12 protein-coding genes are annotated in these 18701 nt (G+C 66.6%); 6 read left to right on the top strand and 6 right to left on the bottom strand.

Annotated elements, in window-relative coordinates:
• Positions 1-36: 36 nt before the first annotated feature.
• A complete protein-coding gene (locus SOM28_RS19695; RefSeq protein ID WP_320469160.1) occupies positions 37-1077 on the bottom strand; it encodes an alpha/beta hydrolase in 1041 nt (346 codons plus the stop codon).
• Positions 1078-1235: 158 nt separating this feature from the next.
• On the opposite strand from SOM28_RS19695, the gene SOM28_RS19690 reads away from it, so the two are divergent.
• Positions 1236-2243, top strand: a complete 1008-nt coding sequence (locus SOM28_RS19690; protein ID WP_320469159.1) for a serine/threonine protein kinase — start codon at positions 1236-1238, stop codon at positions 2241-2243.
• 104 nt (positions 2244-2347) lie between these two features.
• A complete protein-coding gene (locus SOM28_RS19685; RefSeq protein WP_320469158.1) occupies positions 2348-4774 on the top strand; it encodes a coiled-coil domain-containing protein in 2427 nt (808 codons plus the stop codon).
• Between the two features lie 157 nt (positions 4775-4931).
• Here the strand turns inward: SOM28_RS19685 and SOM28_RS19680 are convergent, their stop codons facing one another.
• Together SOM28_RS19680 and SOM28_RS19675 are read right to left on the bottom strand one after the other, a co-directional pair.
• Entirely contained in the window at positions 4932-5411 is a 480-nt protein-coding gene (locus tag SOM28_RS19680) for a DUF8785 domain-containing protein (protein ID WP_307719582.1), read from the bottom strand.
• Between the two features lie 92 nt (positions 5412-5503).
• Entirely contained in the window at positions 5504-6562 is a 1059-nt protein-coding gene (locus SOM28_RS19675) for a DUF475 domain-containing protein (RefSeq protein WP_320469157.1), read from the bottom strand.
• 133 nt (positions 6563-6695) lie between these two features.
• On the opposite strand from SOM28_RS19675, the gene SOM28_RS19670 reads away from it, so the two are divergent.
• From SOM28_RS19670 to SOM28_RS19655, 4 genes are all read left to right on the top strand, one after another.
• The gene (locus tag SOM28_RS19670; protein WP_320469156.1) at positions 6696-7118 is read left to right on the top strand and encodes a divergent PAP2 family protein; all 423 of its coding nucleotides are present in this window, start codon (positions 6696-6698) and stop codon (positions 7116-7118) included.
• A gap of 230 nt (positions 7119-7348) precedes the next feature.
• Entirely contained in the window at positions 7349-8482 is a 1134-nt protein-coding gene (locus SOM28_RS19665) for an efflux RND transporter periplasmic adaptor subunit (RefSeq protein ID WP_320469155.1), read from the top strand.
• 27 nt (positions 8483-8509) lie between these two features.
• Complete coding sequence (locus SOM28_RS19660; protein ID WP_320469154.1) at positions 8510-11710, top strand: efflux RND transporter permease subunit; 3201 nt, start codon at positions 8510-8512, stop codon at positions 11708-11710.
• A 244-nt stretch (positions 11711-11954) separates the two neighbouring features.
• Positions 11955-16133, top strand: coding sequence for an ATP-binding protein (locus tag SOM28_RS19655; protein ID WP_320469153.1), 4179 nt, complete (start codon positions 11955-11957; stop codon positions 16131-16133).
• A 140-nt stretch (positions 16134-16273) separates the two neighbouring features.
• On the opposite strand, the gene SOM28_RS19650 is transcribed toward SOM28_RS19655, so the two are convergent.
• The 3 genes from SOM28_RS19650 to SOM28_RS19640 all read right to left on the bottom strand — a co-directional run bounded on the left by SOM28_RS19650 (position 16274) and on the right by SOM28_RS19640 (position 18691).
• A complete protein-coding gene (locus tag SOM28_RS19650) occupies positions 16274-16657 on the bottom strand; it encodes a hypothetical protein (protein ID WP_123072126.1) in 384 nt (127 codons plus the stop codon).
• Between the two features lie 264 nt (positions 16658-16921).
• The gene (locus SOM28_RS19645; protein ID WP_320469152.1) at positions 16922-17917 is read right to left on the bottom strand and encodes an NAD(P)H-hydrate dehydratase; all 996 of its coding nucleotides are present in this window, start codon (positions 17915-17917) and stop codon (positions 16922-16924) included.
• 9 nt (positions 17918-17926) lie between these two features.
• Positions 17927-18691, bottom strand: a complete 765-nt coding sequence (locus tag SOM28_RS19640; RefSeq protein ID WP_320469151.1) for a histidine phosphatase family protein — start codon at positions 18689-18691, stop codon at positions 17927-17929.
• Positions 18692-18701 lie beyond the last annotated feature (10 nt).

Here is an 18701-nt window from a genome sequence, read left to right as displayed (position 1 = left end):
GCGCCGCGGCGCAACGGCCGCGGCGCCGGGACGGCATCAACGCTTGGCGTTGAAGGCCTTGGTCAGCTCGTCGGCCGCGAACTGCTGCGCTTCCTTGGCTTTCGGCACCACCGCGCCCATGCCGAAGAATTCGTGGGTCACGCCGGTGAAGTGGCGGTAGTTGACGGTCACGCCTTCCTTCTTGAGGCGGTCGGCGTAGGCCTTACCCTCGGTCATCAGCGGGTCGATCTCGGCGGTGATCACGGTGGCCGGCGGCAGGCCCTTGAGCGAGGTCGCCTTCAACGGCACGGCGTAGGGGCTCTTCGGATCGGCGCCGTAGTGCTTGAAGAACCAGCCCATCATCGCCTTGTTCAGCGGCTTGGCGTTGGCGTTCTTCTTGTACGACGCGTTGTTCATGTCGTTGTCGACTACTGGATACACCAGCAGCTGGTGCACCGGCAGCTGGGCTTTCTGGTCGCGCGCCATCATCGAGACCACGGTCGCCAGGTTGCCGCCAGCCGATTCGCCGGCTACCGCCACGCGGGTGGCGTCGCCATTGAAGCTCTTGGCGTTTTCGATCGCCCATTTGTAGGCGGCGAAAGCGTCTTCCGGCTGGGTTGGAAACTTATGTTTCGGCGCCAGGCGGTAGTCGGCCGAGACCACGATCGCCTTGGCCCCCTTGGCCAGCGCGCGCACCGACGCTTCATAGACCTTGGTGTCGGCAATCACGAAGCCGCCGCCGTGGTAGTACACGATGACGGGGAACGGGCCCTTGCCTTCAGGGGTGAAGATATGGACCGGGAAGCTGCCGCCCTTGCCCTGGACCGTCTGGGTCTTCATGGTCACGCCCGGTTCCGGCGCCGTGCTCTGGCCGGCGTCAGACAGCACTTTTTTCACCGCATCGGCGGCCGACGGCTGCTTGCGCGCTTCTTCCGGGCTCAGGGTTTCGATCGGCTTCGGTTTCAGCGATGCCATCGCGTCGAGCACCTTCTGCATGCTCGGCTCGGCCTTCGGCGGCTGGGCGGCGGTCTGGGCAATCGCGGTGCCGGCCAACATGCCGGCGGCCAGTGCAACCATGGTCAGAGTCAGTTTCTTCATATTTTTCCTTATCGGGTTTCTTGCCCGGCGCGACATGCGCCAGGGGTATTTCTGACATGAGACCTTGTAACAAAGCCGCACTCCGTGCGTAAACGAACTCAGCGCGCGTGAAATGCGGGCCATTTCCGCTTCGTGGTGCGTCGCCGTACAATAGGGACATGGATAACTTAACCACCGACAACGAAACGCCCGAGCATCCGTATGCGCGCCTCGATCCCGCCCTGGTGCTGGACGCGCTCGACAGTGTCGGCATGCATGGCGACGGTCGCCTGCTGGCCCTGAACAGCTACGAGAACCGCGTGTATCAGGTCGGCCGCGAGGAGGGCGGGCCGGTGGTGGTCAAGTTCTACCGTCCCGAACGCTGGAGCGACGCCGCCATCCTCGAAGAACACGGCTTCGTGGCCGAACTGGTGGAGCGGGAAATCCCGGTTGTGCCCGCGCTGCAGATCGATGGCAAGACCCTGCATGCCTTCCAGGGCTTCCGTTTTTCGGTCTTCCCGCGCCGCGGCGGACGCGCGCCCGAGCTGGGCGACCCGGCGGTACTGGAATGGATCGGCCGTTTCATCGGCCGCATCCACGCCCAGGGCGCGGTCAAGGCCTACGAACACCGGCCGGCGCTCGATCCGGTTACTTTCGGCCGCCAGCCGTACGACTTTCTGCGCCAGCACGATTTCATCCCACCCGAGCTGATGGCGGCCTGGTCGAGCGTGGTCGAGCAGGCGCTGGACGGCGTGGCGCGCTGCTACGAGCGCGCCGGAGAACTGCCGCTGCTGCGCCTGCACGGCGACTGCCACGGCGGTAACGTGCTGTGGACGCCGGACGGCCCCCATTTTGTCGATTTCGACGACAGCCGCATGGGCCCGGCCGTGCAGGACTTGTGGATGCTGCTCTCGGGCGAGCGCCAGGAAATGGTCGGCCAGATGGCCGACGTGCTGGCCGGCTATGAGGACTTCTGCGATTTCCACCCGCGCCAGCTGTACCTCGTCGAGGCGCTGCGCACCCTGCGCCTGATTCATTATGCGGCGTGGCTGGCGATGCGCTGGAGCGATCCTGCTTTCCCGGCCGCCTTCCCCTGGTTTAATACCCAGCGCTACTGGCAGGACCGTATTCTGGAGCTGCGCGAGCAGGTGGCCCTGATGGACGAACCGCCCCTATGGCCGGTGTAAGGGGGCGAATGGATGAGCTGAGCCCATATTGCCTTCCAGTTCCGCGTAGCATACTGAACGGATTTGCCGGATAATCGAACCGACCGCCGCCATTGAGACCTCGCATGGAACCAAACCCAGCCAAGCAAGACGAAGCCGACTTCTCGATCGACCTGTCGCAGGCCGCCGGCATGGCGCCGCCCGAGACGCCGCCGGAAACGCCTGATCCGTTGCCCGAATCCCCGCCTGAAGCCCCAGTGGCCGCCCCGGCGCCAGCCGCACGCAAGCCCCTCGAGATGCGAGAAATCCAGGAAGCGATCGCGCGCGTGGAAGCCGAGGCCAAGGCCAACGTCGCCTCTGAAAACCGCCAGACCGCCGAATCGCGCGCACGCACGCTGGCCGACGAGCGCGCCGCCATCGATGTGGCCGCCGCCGCAGCCGCAGTGGCCAACTCGCAGGCATCCGAAGACGCGATCGCGGCCAACCGCGACCGCCTGGAATCCCTGCGCGCCGCCTCGAAGGCCTCCGCCGAACGCCTGGAAGCGATCCGGCAAGAGACCGCCGAGCTGCGCGCGCGGGTCAAGAGCGATACCGAGATCCGCCTGGCGCTTGAGGCCCGTTCGCGTTCCGAAGAAGAAGCGCGGCGCCGCGCCGCGGTCCAGATGGAAGCCGAGGCCGAACTGGCGGCCAAGGCCGCCCGCGCCGCCGACGAGCTGGTGGCGCATACCGAACAGGCCAGGCTGCAGGCCGCCGAGCGCATGGCGGCGGTGGAAGCGGCCAAGGAAGAAGTGCTGCATAACGCCAGCGCCGACGCCCGCATCGCAATCCTGGCGCGCGAGCGCGAGCGCGCCGAAAAAGCGGCGCGCCAGACCGCCGAGAAACTGGCCGAGGCCGAAGCCGAGGCGCTCGACCTGACCCAGCAGCGCGAACGGGCCGACCAGGTGGCCCTGGCCTCGGCGTTCGCGCGCGCGGCAGCCGAAGCGCGCGCGCTGGAAGAAGCGCGCGCCATGGCCCACATCGAACAGGAGCGCGAGGCGATCGCGCTGGCCCAGGCCGAGTCCGAGCGCGTCGCGGCCCAGTCGCTGCGCATGCGCCTGCAGACAGAGAAGGAATTGCGCGACGCCGCCACCCACCGCGAGCGCCTGGAGCAAATGGCGGCTGCCAGCGCCGAGGCGCGGCGCGAGGCCGAGACCCGCATCCTGGCCGCGACCGAGGCCCGCATCGAGACCGACCGCAAGCTGCGCCTGGTGGCCGAAGACCGCGTCCGCGCCGAGGAAGAAGCGGACGAGCAGGTGCAAGCCCGGCTCGAAGCCGAGGCCGAGGCGGCGCTGGATGCGCGTGCGCGCCGCGCAGCCGACGAGGCGGCTGCGGCGGCGGCACTGCGCGAAGCCGAGGAACACCGGCGCGAGCAGGCGCTGGCCGAAGAAAAAGCGGCGCTGGCCCAGGCCGCGGCCGACGTACAGGCCGCGCGCAATGCCGATGAAGCCGAAGCGGTCGCATTCGAGGCCGAACTGGTCGAACTGCAGCGCCAGGCGGCGCAACTGGCGTCGAATAAGCGCGAAGAAACCGAACGCCTGGCCCAGCTCGAACGCGAGCGGGTGGCCGCCGAATCCCAGGCTCTCCTTGAGCTCGAGCAGAAAGTGGCGGCCGAGCGCGAATTGATGCTGGCGGCCCAGGCGCGCAGCGAAGCCGAGGCTGCCGCTGCGGCGGCGCTAGCCGCCAAGGCGCAGGCCGAGCGCCGTCTGGAAGAAGCCCAGCGCGCAACGTTCGAAGCGCAGCAGACCCAGACGGATGCGGTGGCCGAAGAAGCCGCGCAAGCCGAGGCCACGCGCGACGCCCAGCAGGCGCATGCGCGCCGGGCGCAGGAGCTGGCCCAGGCCCAGCAGGAGCGCACCGAAGTCGAGCGCCAGCAGGTAGCACTCACCGAGCAGGCGATCGGCGCCGAGCGCGAAGCCACGCAGGCCGCGCGCGAATCGTTGGCCCTGGTCGAGCGCAAGCTGGCCGCCCAGCGCGCCCAGGCCACGGCCGATGCCCGCGCCAACGAGGCGCAGGCGGCGCGGCTGGCGTCGGAACACGCCGCCGCCCAGGCCGCCGAAGCGCGGGCCGAGGCCGAGGAAGCGCAGGCCCGGCTGGCGCGCGAGCGCGAGCTGGTCGAGCAGGCGGCGGTGCAGGCGGCGGTCGAGAAACGCGAAGCCCAGCGCGCGCTGCTGGAACACGCCCAGGCCCACGCCGAAATGCAGCGCAAGGCGGCGCACGCCACCCTGCAGATGGCCGATGCGCGCAAGCACCTGGTGAATTTGGAAAGCAAGCGCCAGGACGAACAGGCCGCCGAACTGGCGGCCACCGAGCGCGTCATTGGCGAGCGCAAGGTGGAAGCCGGCCAGCGTTCGGTGTCGGCCGACCTGACGCGCGAGGTGTTGGGACGGTTCAAGCAGTCGCAGGCGAGGGCCGGCGACACCTCGGCCGCGCAGGCGGCGGCGAGGTTGGCGGAAGTGATTGCTGCCCAGCGCGAACTGGACCGGGATCTGGATGGTAAAACGGACCGGGACTAACGGCGTGGGCTGCGCTTGCGTTTAACTGCGGCCCGCACCCTACGCACGTCGTTCCCGCGCAGGCGGGAACCCAAGTTATTCGCGTCGCCGGCCACCTCGAACGTGCCATCAGTGCCGGCAAACTTGGGTTCCCGCCTTCGCGGGAACGACGGTATGCTTACTGTGCAGGTGCTGCTTGCGCCGGCACCGGCGCCCGATTTTCCATCCCACCCTGCGCCTGGCTAGGCGACACCGGATCCACCGGCCCCGTCACCGCACGCTTGACGAAATACTCGGTATCGCCAAAGCAGCTGGTCGGCACGCCCTTGTGCTGCTCGTACGAGATCTGCACGCGGCGGCCGATATTGCTATTGAGTTGCTGCACCACCGTCTCGTCGCGCACTGTGAAGGCGAAGCGCTCGGGAATCGCTCCCGGCATGCTCGACAGCAGGATCTCGCCCTCCCAGGTCTTGCACAGCCAGCCTTTCTTGGAGAACGTCTGCAGGTAGCCGGCGCGGTCGCCCTCGGAATACGCCCAGGTCAGGGTGAACCACGTGTACAGGGAACCGAGCACCGCCACGACGGCGACGACGGACAGCAGGATGGCGGTAGAACGGGCTTTGGGCATGGTCGGGCAGGCGATCAAAAAGGTTGGCACGGGTTGTCAATATTGCAGCGCAAACGCGGTGCGCGCTCATTCTGCCATGCCTTGCAGTAATCGCAAACTGCGAATCTCATCCGGGCCGCTAATTAACCGGTCCGCGCCGCCACCTCGGCCTCCTGGGCCGCAATCCTCCTGCGGTAGCGTATGGACGACCACAGCGACACCAAGATGAAGGCCAGCCCGGACAGCCCGGTGAACCATTCCGGGATGTGATAGTGCACGCTGGCAAACATGATCAGCGCCAGGATGCCGATCGCGTAGTGCGCCCCGTGCTCTAGATAGACGAATTCCTGCAACGTGCCCTTGTAGACCAGGAACACCGTCATCGAGCGCACGAACATGGCGCCAATGGCCAGGCCCAGCATGATGATCACGACGTCGTTGGTGATGGCGAAGGCCCCGATCACGCCGTCGAAGCTGAACGAGGCGTCCAGCACTTCCAGGTAGAGAAAGCCGCCGATGCTGCCTTGCGAGATCATGGCGCCGACCGAGGGGTCTTGTTCCTTCTCTTCGAGCAGTCCGCTCAGCCACTTGACGCCGATATACACCAGCACCCCGGTCACGCCGGCGATCAGCACCGCCAGCTTGCGCACCTCGGGCATCAGGCGCATGGCGCCGATCACGCACAGCAGGGTGAGCAGCACGGCCAGTCCTTCGGAGCCGTACTTACCGACCTTTTCCTCGAACCAGGTGATCCAATGCAGTTCTTTTTCCGTGTCGAAGAGGAAGTTCAGGAACACCAGCATCAGGAAGGCGCCGCCGAAGGCCGCGACCTCGGCATGGTGTTCGGTCAGGTGGCGCGAATACTCATTGGGATTGTCGATCGCCATATGCCAGACGTCGAACAGGCCGAGGCCGGTGGCGGCGGCGACGATCACCAGCGGGAACAGCAGGCGCATGCCGAACACCGCCACCAGGATGCCGACGGTCAGGAACAGCTTGCGCCAGAACTCGTTCCAGTGCTTGAGCACCGAGGCATTGACGACAGCATTGTCGAAAGAAAGCGACACTTCCAGCACGCCGAGGATGGCGGTGATCCACAGGGCCTGCAGCAGGCCAGGCAGTCCGCGGTGCTCGTAGCCCCACCAGCCGGCCAGGGCCATCAGGACAGCCGTGACGATGAAAGACCAGCGGAAGTGCCGCATACATACCTCTTGTCTGTATTGACTCGTTGGGTCAATATTACCGTTTCCCGGCCTGATGCGTCCGTTCCAAAAGTCTCCCACGAGGCCTTGCTTCTGAGATAATTCCGCCCAGCATTTTCACCTATAAGACATCATGGACATTATCTACCTCGCGACGCCCATACTGACCTGGATGGTGGTCGGTCCGATCAAGTTTCTCATTTCCAGCGTCCGCCTACGGCGCTGGGCCTTCGATCTGGTCGGCAATGGCGGCTTTCCCAGCAACCATAGCGCGGTCGTTTCCAGCATGGCCACCCTGATCGCCCTGCGCGAAGGCATGGACAATCCGGCCTTCGGCGTGGCGTGTGCGCTCGCCTTCATCGTCATGATCGACGCCAACAGCCTGCGCCAGCACGTCGGGCGCCACGCGGTGTCGATCAACCGCCTGCACGACGGCAAAGAGGACTACGTCATCCTGCGCGAACGCATGGGCCATACCAAGATCGAAATCGCTGGCGGCGTCCTGACCGGCATCGGCATGGGCTTCCTGATCAATGCCGTCTTCGGCGGCTTCTGATCATGTACATACAGCGGCGTCCACTTCCCGGACGTCCGCCTGTCCGTTTTACCCTGCATCTCGTCCGGGCTGGAATGCAGCTCATCGCCAAAAAACGCAGTTCATCCATCGAATTCGGCGTTATACAGGTTCGTCAATTGACGCCATCAGGGCCCTCCTGAATACTTCGCGCTGGCTGTATCTATTCTCATTTTTATAAAAAAGACCAAGTCCTTCTCTGGAGAACCACAATGCTGCGCAAAACCCTCCTCGTTCTAGCCATCGCTTCAAGCCTCGTCGCCTGCGGAAAGGATTCCGCCAAGGCCCCCGGCCAGGGCAAGGACAACAAGCCCACGCAGCTGACGGTGGCTCCCGAGGATGTATTGACGATCCAGAGCGACTCGATTTCGTCGGGCCCGGTGGTCACCGGCTCGATCCAGCCGGAACGCAAGGCCGACCTGCGCGCCGAAGTCTCGGCCATCGTGCTGCAGGTGCTCAAGGAGAACGGCGAGCCGGTCAAGCGCGGCGACGTGCTGGTGCGCCTCGACGAGACCTCGATCCGCGACACCCTGACCTCGGCCGAGGATGCGCAGCGCGCCGCCAGCCTGGCGCTGGAACAGGCCAACCGCCAGCTCGAGCGCCTCAAGACGCTGACCGCATCCGGCATGACCTCCGCCAAGGCCCTGGACGACGCCGAGATGGCGCGCAATAACGCCCTGAGCGAGCTGTCGGGCGCGCGGAGCCGCGTCGCCACCGCGCGCCAGCAACTGGCCCGCACCACCGTGCGCGCGCCGTTCGACGGCATCGTCTCCGAGCGCAAGGTCTCCAACGGCGACACCGCCAATATCGGCAAGGAGCTGGTGAAAGTCATCGATCCGACCAGCATGCGCTTCGAGGGCGCGGTGTCGGCCGATTCGGTCAGCACCGTCAAGGTCGGCCAGAAGGTCAATTTCCGCGTCAACGGCTATGCCGACCAGCAGTTCGCCGGCATCGTCAGGCGCATCGACCCAGCCGCCAACCCGGTCACGCGCCAGGTCGAGGTGTTGGTGGGCTTCGCCGACAAGGCCCAGCCGCGCGTGGCCGGCCTGTATGCCGAAGGCCGGGTCGATGCCTCCTCGAGCGATGCGCTGACCCTGCCCGAGTCGGCCCTGGTGAGGGTGGGCGACAACAACCACACCTGGCGCATCAAGGACAAGACGCTCTCGAAGGTCGCCCTGGTGGTCGGCGCGCGTGACCCGCGCACCGGCAACGTCGAGATCAAGCAGGGCCTGGCCGCTGGCGACATCGTGCTGCGCGCACCGACGTCGAACCTGAAGGATGGCCAGAAGGTCGACATGCCGGCCGCGCGTGTGGCCAGCGCCAGCGCCCCGGCCCAAGGCAAGTAACGCAGGAAAAGAATAAGGAAAACAACGATGTTCCTGTCTAATTTTAGTGTCAAGAATCCGATCCCGACGATCGTCATCATCGTCGCGATGATGGCGATCGGCCTCCTGGCCTTGTCCAAGTTGAAGGTCAATCAAGAGCCCGATGTCGAGATCCCGATCATCGTGGTCCAGATTCCGTATCCGGGCGCGTCGCCCGAGACCGCCGAGCGCGAGATCGTCAACCGCCTCGAGAAGCAGATGCTCGCGATCCAGGGCGTCAACGACGTCAATTCCGAGTCCTACGAAGGCGGCGCCTCGATCTGGATGGAATTCGACTTCGACCGCAACCTGATCGAGGCGTCCGACGACGTCCGCAATGCGATCGCCGCGGTGCGCTACAAGCTGCCGATCGAGATGCGCGAACCGGTGCTGCGCCGGGTCGATCCCTCGGCCCAGCCGGTGATGTCGCTGGCGCTGTCCTCGAGCAGCCAGAGCCACGCCGAAATCTCGCGTTATGCCGAAGACGTGCTGGCCGACGAGTTTCGCGCCATCGACGGCGTCTCGACCGTCAATGTCAATGGCGCGCTGCGGCGCGAGCTGTCGGTGCTGCTCCGCTCGGAAAAACTGCGCGAATTTAACGTCTCGGCGTCGGACGTCACCAACGCCCTGCGCACCGGTAACACCAATGCCCCGGTGGGCAAGCTGCGCAGCGAACTCGACGAGAAGGGCATCCGCCTGATCGGCCGCATCGAGCGTCCGGAAGATTTCTCGCAGATTGTCGTTAAGCGCAATGGCGAACAGATCGTGCGCCTGAACCAGGTGGCCGAGATCCAGGATGGCTTTGCCGACATCAATACGCTGTCGATGCGCAGCGGCAAGCCGAACGTCGGCCTGCAGATTTCGCGTTCGCGCGACGCCTCGACCGTTTCGCTGGCCAAGAAGGTGCGCGAAGTGGTGGAGCGCGAGAATGCGCGGCTGCCGCAAGGCACCAAGCTCGAAGTGGTGCGCGACGGCGGCGAGGACGCCCAGTCGAGCCTGAACAACGTGATCGAAGCGCTGGTGCTCGGCGCGATCCTCACCGTGTTCGTGGTGTATGCCTTTCTTAATTCCTGGCGCTCGACGCTGATCACGGCGCTGGCGCTGCCCACCTCGGTGCTGGCCGCCTTCATCGCCGTGTGGTTGTGCGGTTTCACGCTCAATTTCATGACCCTGCTGGGGCTGTCGCTGGCGATCGGCGTGCTGATCGACGATGCGATCGTGGTGCGCGAAAACATTGTGCGCCACATGGAAATGGGTTCCGACCGCCGCACCGCCGCCCTCGAGGGCACCGCCGAAATCGGCCTGGCGGTGGCTGCTACCACGTTCTCGATCATGGCCGTGTTCGTGCCGGTGGCGTTCATGCCGGGCGTGTCCGGCGAGTGGTTCCGGCCGTTCGCCCTGACCGTGACGTGCTCGGTGATCGTGTCGCTGTTCATTTCGTTCACGCTCGACCCGATGATGTCGGCCTACTGGGGCGATCCACCGGATCACCACAGCAAGCCCAAGAAAGGCATCGGCGGCATGCTCGACAAGTTCAACGCCTGGTTCGATCACCAGGCCGACCGCTACGGCAACGTGATCGCCTGGGCGCTGCACCACCGTCGGTCGATGGCCGTGCTGGCGGTGGCGAGCCTGGTCGGCGCGATGGTCCTGCACCACTTCTTTGGCGGCTCGAGCTTCCTGCCCAAGCAGGATTCGGGCAACCTGCAGATCGAGGTGCGTACGCCGGCATCGTCGTCGATCGAGTATTCGCGCCGCAAGTTGGAAGCGGCCGCCGAACTGGCGCGCACGCTGCCGGAAACCAAGGATACCAATAGCAACGTCAAGCTGTCTGGCGGGTCGATCTATGTCGACATCGGCAAGCGCGGCGAGCGCAAACGCAGCGCCAGCGAGATCGCTGTGGAACTGCGTGCCAAGATCAGCCGTCTGGTGGGCGCCGAATACACGGTCCTCGATGACCTGAACGGCAACGGCAAGCCGGTGCAGGTCGAATTCACCGGCCCGGATTCGCGCAAGCTCATGGAGCTGACCACCGCCTATATGGAGAAGCTGCGCGAAGTGCCGGGCGCGGTCGATGTCGCCCTGTCCGAGCAGGATCCAAAGAACGAGCTGCAGATCGTGCTCGACCGCGGCCTGGCCAATGCCATGGGCATCTCGGTCAACGACGCCGCCCAGTCGCTGCGCGTGGCCTTCGCCGGTATCGAGGTGGGCGACTGGGTCGATCCGACCAGCGAGACCCGCGACGTCGCCGTGCGCCTGCATCCGGACGACCGTGTCAATACCGAAAGCATCGAGCGCCTGCCGATTTCGGTCACCGGCACCGGCATGATGGTGCCGCTTGAGCAGATCGCCACCATCACCATGGGCAAGGGCCCGTCGGCGATCCGCCACAAGAACGGCGAGCGCATGATCACGGTCTCGGCCAATGCACAGGGCCGTTCGCCCGGCGAAGTCACGGCCGACGCCATGAAACTGGCGCGCACCTTCGACTTCCCGCCGGGCTACGGGCTGGCGCTGGGCGGCTCCGGCGAAGACCAGGCCGAACTGTTCACCCAGATGCTCATCGCGCTGTTCTCGGGCATCGCCCTGATGTACCTGATCCTGGTGATGCAGTTCGGTTCGTTCACCGCACCGATCGGCGTGATGCTGTCGCTGCCCTTGTCGCTGATCGGCGTGGTGCTGGCGCTGATCGTGACCAGCAACACGCTCAATCTGATGAGCATGATCGGCATCCTGATGCTCATGGGACTGGTGGCCAAGAACGCGATCCTGCTGCTCGACGCCGCCCGCGCCCTGGAACGCGAAGGCGTGGACCGCGAAGAAGCCCTGATGGCGGCCGGCCGCAAACGCCTGCGTCCGATCCTGATGACGACCTTCGCCCTGATCGCCGGCATGCTGCCGGTAGCGCTGGCCCTGGGCGACTCGGGCGAGTTCTACCAGCCACTGGCGATCGCCATCATCGGCGGCACGATCACCTCGACCGTGCTGACCCTGCTGGTGGTGCCGACCTTCTACGACAGCATCGAGATCGCCCGCGACCGCATGGTGGCCAAATATGGCCGCCGCGCCGAGCGCTGGAATACGCTGCCGGCCTTCCTGATGACCTTCGTGGAAGCGATCCTGACCCTGACCCTGGTGCGCCTGGTCTACCGCGTCATCGTGCGCATCGGCCGCTTCGTGACCGGCCGCGGCAAGGCCGTGCCGGCCTGATCCTGTCCCTGAGGGCGGCGCCGGCCGCCTGCTGCACCCGACACGGCCAGCCACGCGCTGGCCGTGTCTTTTTAGCAACGGGTTCGGTGCGCTCGCCACCGGATCCGAGGTGTCGCGCTAGTGTTTCCTGTTGTTATGTTCTAATGGCGGGCGGCTTGTCGGTAATTCGATGCTGAACTACTTGCCTTGCAGTACACAGTTTCTCAAGAATCCCGTTTTCTATCTTCCGCCCTTAGGTCTCCCCATGTCCGCACTCCCATCTTCCCCCGTCCTGGGCGATTCCGACCTGAACTGGCTTGCCGGCGGTGGCGAAATGGGTGAACTGATCCGCAGCATGGACTGGTCGCAGACGCCGCTTGGCCCCTTGTCCGATTGGCCGCAGAGCCTGCGCACCTCGGTCAGCCTGTGCCTGTCCTCGACCTTCCCGATCCTGGTGTGCTGGGGACCGGACGACATCCAGATCTATAACGACGCCTACCGCCCGATCTGCGGCGACCTGCATCCGGCGTCGATGGGGGCGCCGTTCAAGGTGGTGTGGGCCTCGGCGCTGCCGGTGGTGGGCGCGGCCTTCGAGCGTGCGCACCAGGGGGAGGGCGCCTATATCAAGGACCAGCAGATGTTCCTGGACCGCAGCGGCTACCTCGAGGAGGCGAATATGACCTTCTCGTTCTCGCCGATCCGCGACGAGTCGGGGACGGTGGGCGGGGTGTTCCACCCGATCACCGAGACCACGGCCCAGGTGCTGGGCGCGCGCCGTGCCCAGGGACTGCGCGACCTGACCGCCAGCCTGGCCTCGACCCGTTCGATGGCCGAGATCGGCCAGCAGTTGACGATCCATGTCGAGCGCATGAAGGCCGACGTGCCGTTCCTGCTGTTCTACCAGATCGACCAGGACAGCGGAATGCTGGAGCTGCGCGGCGGCGGCGGCCTGCCGCCGCATGGCGTGCTGGCGCCAGGTTCGGCGCCCCTGGACGACGCCTTCTGGCCATTCGCGCGCTGCGCCGCCGCGCATGCTGCCGCACAGGTGGACGACGTCGCGGCGCGCCTGGCCGGGATGACTTGCGGACCCTACGAGGATCCGCCGCGCTCGGCCCTGGTGTTGCCGCTGTCGCTGCCGGGCCAGCAGGAGCTGTTCGGCTTCGTGGTCGCCGGTGTGAGCGTGCGCCGCGCGCTCGACGCCGACTACCGCAATTTCTATGAATTGCTGGGCGCGGCCGTGAACACCGCGGTCGGCAATGTGCTCGCCTACGAGCAGGAACAGCGGCGCGCCGAAGAACTGGCCAAGATCGACCGCGCCAAGACCGCCTTCTTCTCGAACGTGTCCCATGAATTCCGTACTCCGCTCACCCTGATCCTGGGTCCGCTCGACGACGCCCTGGCCGATGACGCGGACAGCATGAGCGCTGCGCAGCGCAAGCGCATCGAGGTCACCCACCGCAATGCGCTGCGCCTGCTCAAGCTGGTCAACTCGCTGCTCGACTTCTCGCGCATCGAGGCCGGCCGGGTGCAGGCCAGCTACGTGGCGGTGGACCTGGCGCACCTCACGCTCGACCTGGCCGGCGTGTTCGAGTCGGCCATGGCCAAGGGCGGCCTGGAATACCGGATCGAACTGCAGGACCTGGGTCAGCCGGTGTATATAGACCGCGATATGTGGGAAAAAATCGTCTTCAACCTGCTGTCGAACGCCTTCAAGTTCACCTTGCACGGCGGCGTCACGATCAGCCTGCGCGAACACGAGGGCATGGCGCGGCTGTCGGTGCGGGACACCGGCACCGGCATTCCCGAACACGAGCTGCCGCGCATGTTCGAGCGCTTCCACCGCATCGAGGGCGCGCCCGGGCGCACCTATGAAGGCACCGGCATCGGCCTGGCCCTGATCCAGGAACTCGTGCGCCTGCACGGCGGGACCATCGCCGTGTCCAGCACGTTCGGCGAAGGCACGCGTTTCGACGTCGACCTGCCGTTCGGCCAGGCCCACCTGCCGCAGGACCGCATCCTGCAAGCCCCGGATACGATGGAAGACCGCCAGCGCATGGGTTCGGCCTTTGTCGAGGAAGCGCTGCGCTGGCTGCCGGACGCCGACGACCCTGCGCACGGCGAAGGACAGCCGGCGCCGATCGATATGGGTGGGGAGGGGCGCCCGCGCATCCTGATCGCCGACGACAATAACGATATGCGGGCCTACCTGAAGGCCTTGCTCGAGCCGCATGCCGAGGTGCGCGTATGCGCCGATGGCCAGGCGGCGTTCGAACTCGCGCTGGCGGATCCGCCCGATCTGCTGCTGAGCGACGTGATGATGCCGAAGCTCGATGGCTTCGGCCTGATCGCGCAGATCCGCGCCAGCGAAGCGCTGCGCCTGCTGCCGGTGATGCTGCTGTCGGCGCGCGCCGGCGAGGAAGCCAAGGTCGAGGGCCTGCAGGCCGGCGCCGACGATTACCTCGTCAAGCCGTTCTCGGCCAACGAGCTGCTGGCGCGGGTGCGCACCCAGGTGGAAATGGGACGCGAGCGGCGCCAGATGGAACGCGATGCGCGGGCGCGCGAAGCCCACGTGCGGGCCCTGATCGACGCCTCGCCGTCGATGCTGTGGACTACCGATAACACCGGCCAGTGCACCTACCTGAGCCAGCGCTGGTATGACTACACGGGCCGCACGCCGGAGCAGGACCTGGGCCTGGGCTGGCTCGAGAACGTCCACCCCGAGGAGCGCGACCGCGCCCGCGAAGCCTTCCTGTCCGCGAATGCGGCGCGCGCGCCGTTCTCGTTCGACTACCGCCTGCGCCGCCATGACGGCAGCTATCGCTGGTTCATCGACTCCGGCCTGCCGCGCGTCAATGCGGCGGGCGAACCGGACGGCTTCGTCGGCACGGTGATCGACATCCAGGTGCGCAAGACCTTGCAGGAGCGCTTCGAGCGGGTGTCCGAGGCGGGCGATATCGGCGTCTGGTACGCCGACGCGCCGTTTACGCAGTTCCAGATCAATGCCGAGATGGCCGTGCACTTCGGCCTGGATGGCGCACGCCCGGCCTCGGTCGACGCGCTGCTGGCGGCGGTCGACCCGGAAGACCGGGAACGGCTGGCCGCCAGTGTCGAACACGCGGTACGCGCAGGCGCGCCGCTCGACCTGGAGTTTCGTACCATGGCGGGCGGCGCGCCGCGCTGGCTGCGGGCGATCGGCTGGTGCGGCCTGGACAAGCACGGCCAGCCGGAACGCTTCGACGGCGTGACCCTCGACATCGACAGCCAGAAGCACGCCGAACAGGAACTGCAGCGCCTGGCCAGCGAGCTGGGACAGAAGAACCGCGCGCAGAGCGACTTCCTGTTCACCCTGGCGCACGAGCTGCGCAACCCGCTCGCCCCGATCCGTTCGGGGCTGGAGCTGATGCGCATCGGCGCCGCCAGCGGTGACGTGCAGGCCATCATGCGGCGCCAGGTCGACCACATGGTGCACCTGGTCGACGACCTGCTCGACATGGCGCGCCTGGCCGAGGGCAAGGTCACTCTGAAGCTCGAGCGGGTGCGGCTGGCCGACGTCGTGCGTGAGGCCGTCGACATGAGCATGCCGCTGATGGAGGCCCGCAAGCATGCGCTGACCGTTCGTCCGCCCGACGCGTCGCTGGCGCTGCACGCCGACCGCCACCGCGTGGCGCAGGTGCTGAGCAACCTGCTCAACAATGCCGCCAAATACACGCCGCAGGGCGGCGCGATCGAGATCGCGGCGCGGGTCGAGGCGCAGGAAGTGGCGATCACCGTATCGGACAACGGCATCGGCATCGCCGCGCCGGCGCTCGAGACGGTGTTCGACATGTATGCCCAGGCCCATCTCGGCACCGAGATGGCGCAGGGCGGGCTGGGCGTCGGCCTGAACCTGGTCCAGCGCCTGGTCAAGCTGCACGGCGGCCGGGTGGCGGCCAGCAGCGGCGGCGCCGGCATGGGCAGCCAGTTTACGGTGTGGCTACCGTTGCCGCAGGATGCGCTGGCTGGGCTGCCCTTCGCCGCCGCGCCCGCGCCGGCGACCGCGCCGGTCCCCGCCACGCCGGGCGGCGTGCTGCGCATCCTCGTGGTGGACGACAATGTCGACGCGGCCGAGACCTTGCAGGCCCTGCTCGAAATGAACGATCACACCGTCAGCGTCGCCAACGACGGCGCCGCGGCGCTGCGCCTGGCCGGCGAAGACCTGCCGCAGGTGGTGTTCCTGGATATCGGCCTGCCCGACATGAGCGGCCATGAGGCGGCCGAGGCGATGCGCCGTATCCCGGGCATGGAAGACGCGACGCTGGTGGCGCTGACAGGATGGGGGGCGGAGCAGGACCGGCGACGTTCGAGCGAGGCGGGGTTCGATCATCACCTGACCAAGCCGGCCGATTTCACGATGGTGGAGAATCTGATCCGCGACGTCGCAACGAAAAAGCGCACGACGGGCTAGCCGGCTGCGGCAGGTGCAGGCCTGAAAAAAAACAACCCGGCCGTGAGGGGCCGGGTGCTGATATCGCGTAGAGCTCTACCCGAGCGCTACCCCGAGCGCGCCCCGCGAGCAGGGCGCCGTTCGGTGGCTGGCCCAGTCGATTACTGGCCCGTGGTGCCGGTCGGCGGCGTGGTGGTGGTCGCCGGATCGGTGGTGGTGGTGCCGGTGGCGCCTTCCGCGGTGCCGGTGCCGGTGGCGCCGGTGGTGCCCGTTGCACCGCTGGTGTCGCCTGCGGTGCCGGTCGCGCCAGTGGTGCCGCTGGTGCCCATGTCGGTGGTGCCGGTGCCGGTGGTGCCGGTGCCGGTTGCGCCGGTGCCCACGTCACCCGTGGTGCCGGTGGCGCCCGAGGTGCTGCTTGGCATGGTCGCCGAGGTGTCGGCCGGGGTGGTGGTGGTCGCTGCGTCGTCCTTCTTGCAGGCGCCCAGCAGGGAAGCCAGGACGGCGGCGGTCAGCAGGATTTTTGGTGCTTTGGTCATTGCATTCATTTTTAAACTCCTCGTTTACGTCTATCTTTGTGCCGCAGTTTCCAGCTCATTGTGGTGAGGCGCTGGAAGGTCTGCGGCGCCAGTTAGTTCCACACTTTGCAATTCAAGGGCGGAACATTCAGGGAACCGACGCAATACGCGGCCCCGGTGCGTACTTCAATCCAACTGTGCCCATTAGACCGGATGCCCGGCTGCCGGTTCGTTAGATACCGCACTCTTGCGAAACTCCGTAACATTTTTTACAGAGTTTTCTTTCACCGGGCGTCAGGCACCCAGCTGTTCGTCTCCCGGTACCGGCCGGATGTTCCTGTCATCGGCGTTGCGCTTGATGTGATCGTTGCGGGCGATCTCTTCCAGCAGCGCGGGCACTTCCATAGAAATTTCTCGCGCCAAATATCCCAAGGTGCCAAGGCGCGCTGCCAGGCGGTCGCCGGCGCGCGCATGCAAGGCCACGCCCCAGCAAGCCGCCTGTTCCGGCGGTGCGCCGCGCGCCAGCAGGCCGGCGATGATGCCGGCCAGGACGTCGCCCGAGCCCGAAATGGCCAGGCCGATATTGCCCGCGCCTTCGTGTTGCCACAGCGTGCCGTCCGGCGTCGCGATCACCGTGCGCGCGCCCTTGAGCGCGATCACCGCATTCCAGTCGCGCGCCGCCTGCAGCGCCGGAGCGTCGGGCTGGCCGACGATGCATTCTTTCTCGAGGCCGGTCAGGTGGGCCATTTCGCCGCAGTGCGGGGTCATGATCACGGGCCGCGCGAAGCGCATCGGCTTGCCCTCGGGCCAGTCGTGCGGCATGTGCAGCATGACGTCCATCGCGCAGGCATCGAGCACCAGGCCGACGCCGGCTTCGTCCAGGCGCGGCAGCAGCGCGTGTACCAGGCGCGCTGTGCAGGGGGCGTCGCGCATGCCGGGGCCGATCAGCACCGCATCGACCTTGTCGGTCAGCGGATCCAGGCTGTCCAGGGCGTCGAGGTGGAAACCGTCGGTGTCGTTTTCAGTCAGGCCGATCACGCGCGCCTCGGGCATCGCCAGCGCCACCAGCTGGGCCACGCTGGCCCCGGTGGCGATGGTCAGCTTGCCGGCGCCGGCGCGCAGGGCGGCTGTGGCGGCCAGGATGATGGCGCCCGGCATTTCGCGCGAGCCGCCGAGCACCAGCACGTGGCCGCGCAATTCCTTGTCGCCCTCGGCCTGCGGCTGAGGCAGCGGCCAGGCCGCCAGGCAGGCGGCGTCGACGTCGTGCACGGTGTGATTGCTGGAATCCATGGTGGGGCGTCAAGCCTTGGGCGAGGTCGGCAAATCCTTGGCGACGGTGACCGGGGTGCCGGTCGCTTCCAGCGGCGCCACGAAGTTCACCAGGCGCAGGGCCAGGTCGCCGCGCTTGCCTTTATTGGGGTCGAATTCGTAGGACGTGACCGAGCAGTTCGGCACGTCGCCGGCGCGGTCGAATTCCAGGATCTTCGCCTCGTCGAGATGCTCGAACAGGTAGCGGAAGCAATTAACAGTGACCTGGTGGGCGACGATCAGCACGCGCTCGCCGCAAAAGTCGCGCTCGAGCGTGTCCATCACGCTGCGCAGGCGCAGGATGACGTCGCACCAGCTTTCGCCGCCGGGCGGGCGGAAATAGAACTTGCCGACGTGCTGGCGCTGCTCGTACAGGTCGGGGAAGTGGTGGGCGATGCCGTGCGTGGTGAGACGGTCGAGCACGCCAAATTCTTTCTCGCGCAGGCGCTCGTCGGCCAGCACGCACAGCAGCTCGTCGCGCTCTAGGCGCTGCATCAGGATGTTGGCCGTCTCGGCGGCGCGGACGTAGGGCGAATGCAGCACCACATTGGGACGCTGATGCGGCGGCAGGGCCGCGAACCAGGCGCCAAGGGCTTCGGATTGTTGCTCGCCCAGTTCGGACAGCGGCACGTCGACGTCGCGATCGGCGATGTCGATGCGGTGCCCGGCGGCGGCTTCGGCCAGGTCACGCGCAACGTTGCCCGCGCTTTGTCCGTGCCTGACCAGCCAGATTTCCTGTGGCCACTTCTGTTCCATCTTCGTCCGC

Source organism: Massilia sp. CFBP9026, assembly GCF_034045165.1.
Lineage (GTDB): Bacteria > Pseudomonadota > Gammaproteobacteria > Burkholderiales > Burkholderiaceae_D > Telluria > Telluria arenae.
Note: the sequence above shows the minus strand (reverse complement) of the source record. Positions and strands in the feature narration are given on the sequence as shown.

Coding starts and splice junctions, on each gene's coding strand:
- SOM28_RS19695 (WP_320469160.1), bottom strand. CDS start 1,077: ATGAAGAAACTGACTCTGACCATGGTTGCACTGGCCGCCGGCATGTTG.
- SOM28_RS19690 (WP_320469159.1), top strand. CDS start 1,236: ATGGATAACTTAACCACCGACAACGAAACGCCCGAGCATCCGTATGCG.
- SOM28_RS19685 (WP_320469158.1), top strand. CDS start 2,348: ATGGAACCAAACCCAGCCAAGCAAGACGAAGCCGACTTCTCGATCGAC.
- SOM28_RS19675 (WP_320469157.1), bottom strand. CDS start 6,562: ATGCGGCACTTCCGCTGGTCTTTCATCGTCACGGCTGTCCTGATGGCC.
- SOM28_RS19670 (WP_320469156.1), top strand. CDS start 6,696: ATGGACATTATCTACCTCGCGACGCCCATACTGACCTGGATGGTGGTC.
- SOM28_RS19665 (WP_320469155.1), top strand. CDS start 7,349: ATGCTGCGCAAAACCCTCCTCGTTCTAGCCATCGCTTCAAGCCTCGTC.
- SOM28_RS19660 (WP_320469154.1), top strand. CDS start 8,510: ATGTTCCTGTCTAATTTTAGTGTCAAGAATCCGATCCCGACGATCGTC.
- SOM28_RS19655 (WP_320469153.1), top strand. CDS start 11,955: ATGTCCGCACTCCCATCTTCCCCCGTCCTGGGCGATTCCGACCTGAAC.
- SOM28_RS19650 (WP_123072126.1), bottom strand. CDS start 16,657: ATGAATGCAATGACCAAAGCACCAAAAATCCTGCTGACCGCCGCCGTC.
- SOM28_RS19645 (WP_320469152.1), bottom strand. CDS start 17,917: ATGGATTCCAGCAATCACACCGTGCACGACGTCGACGCCGCCTGCCTG.
- SOM28_RS19640 (WP_320469151.1), bottom strand. CDS start 18,691: ATGGAACAGAAGTGGCCACAGGAAATCTGGCTGGTCAGGCACGGACAA.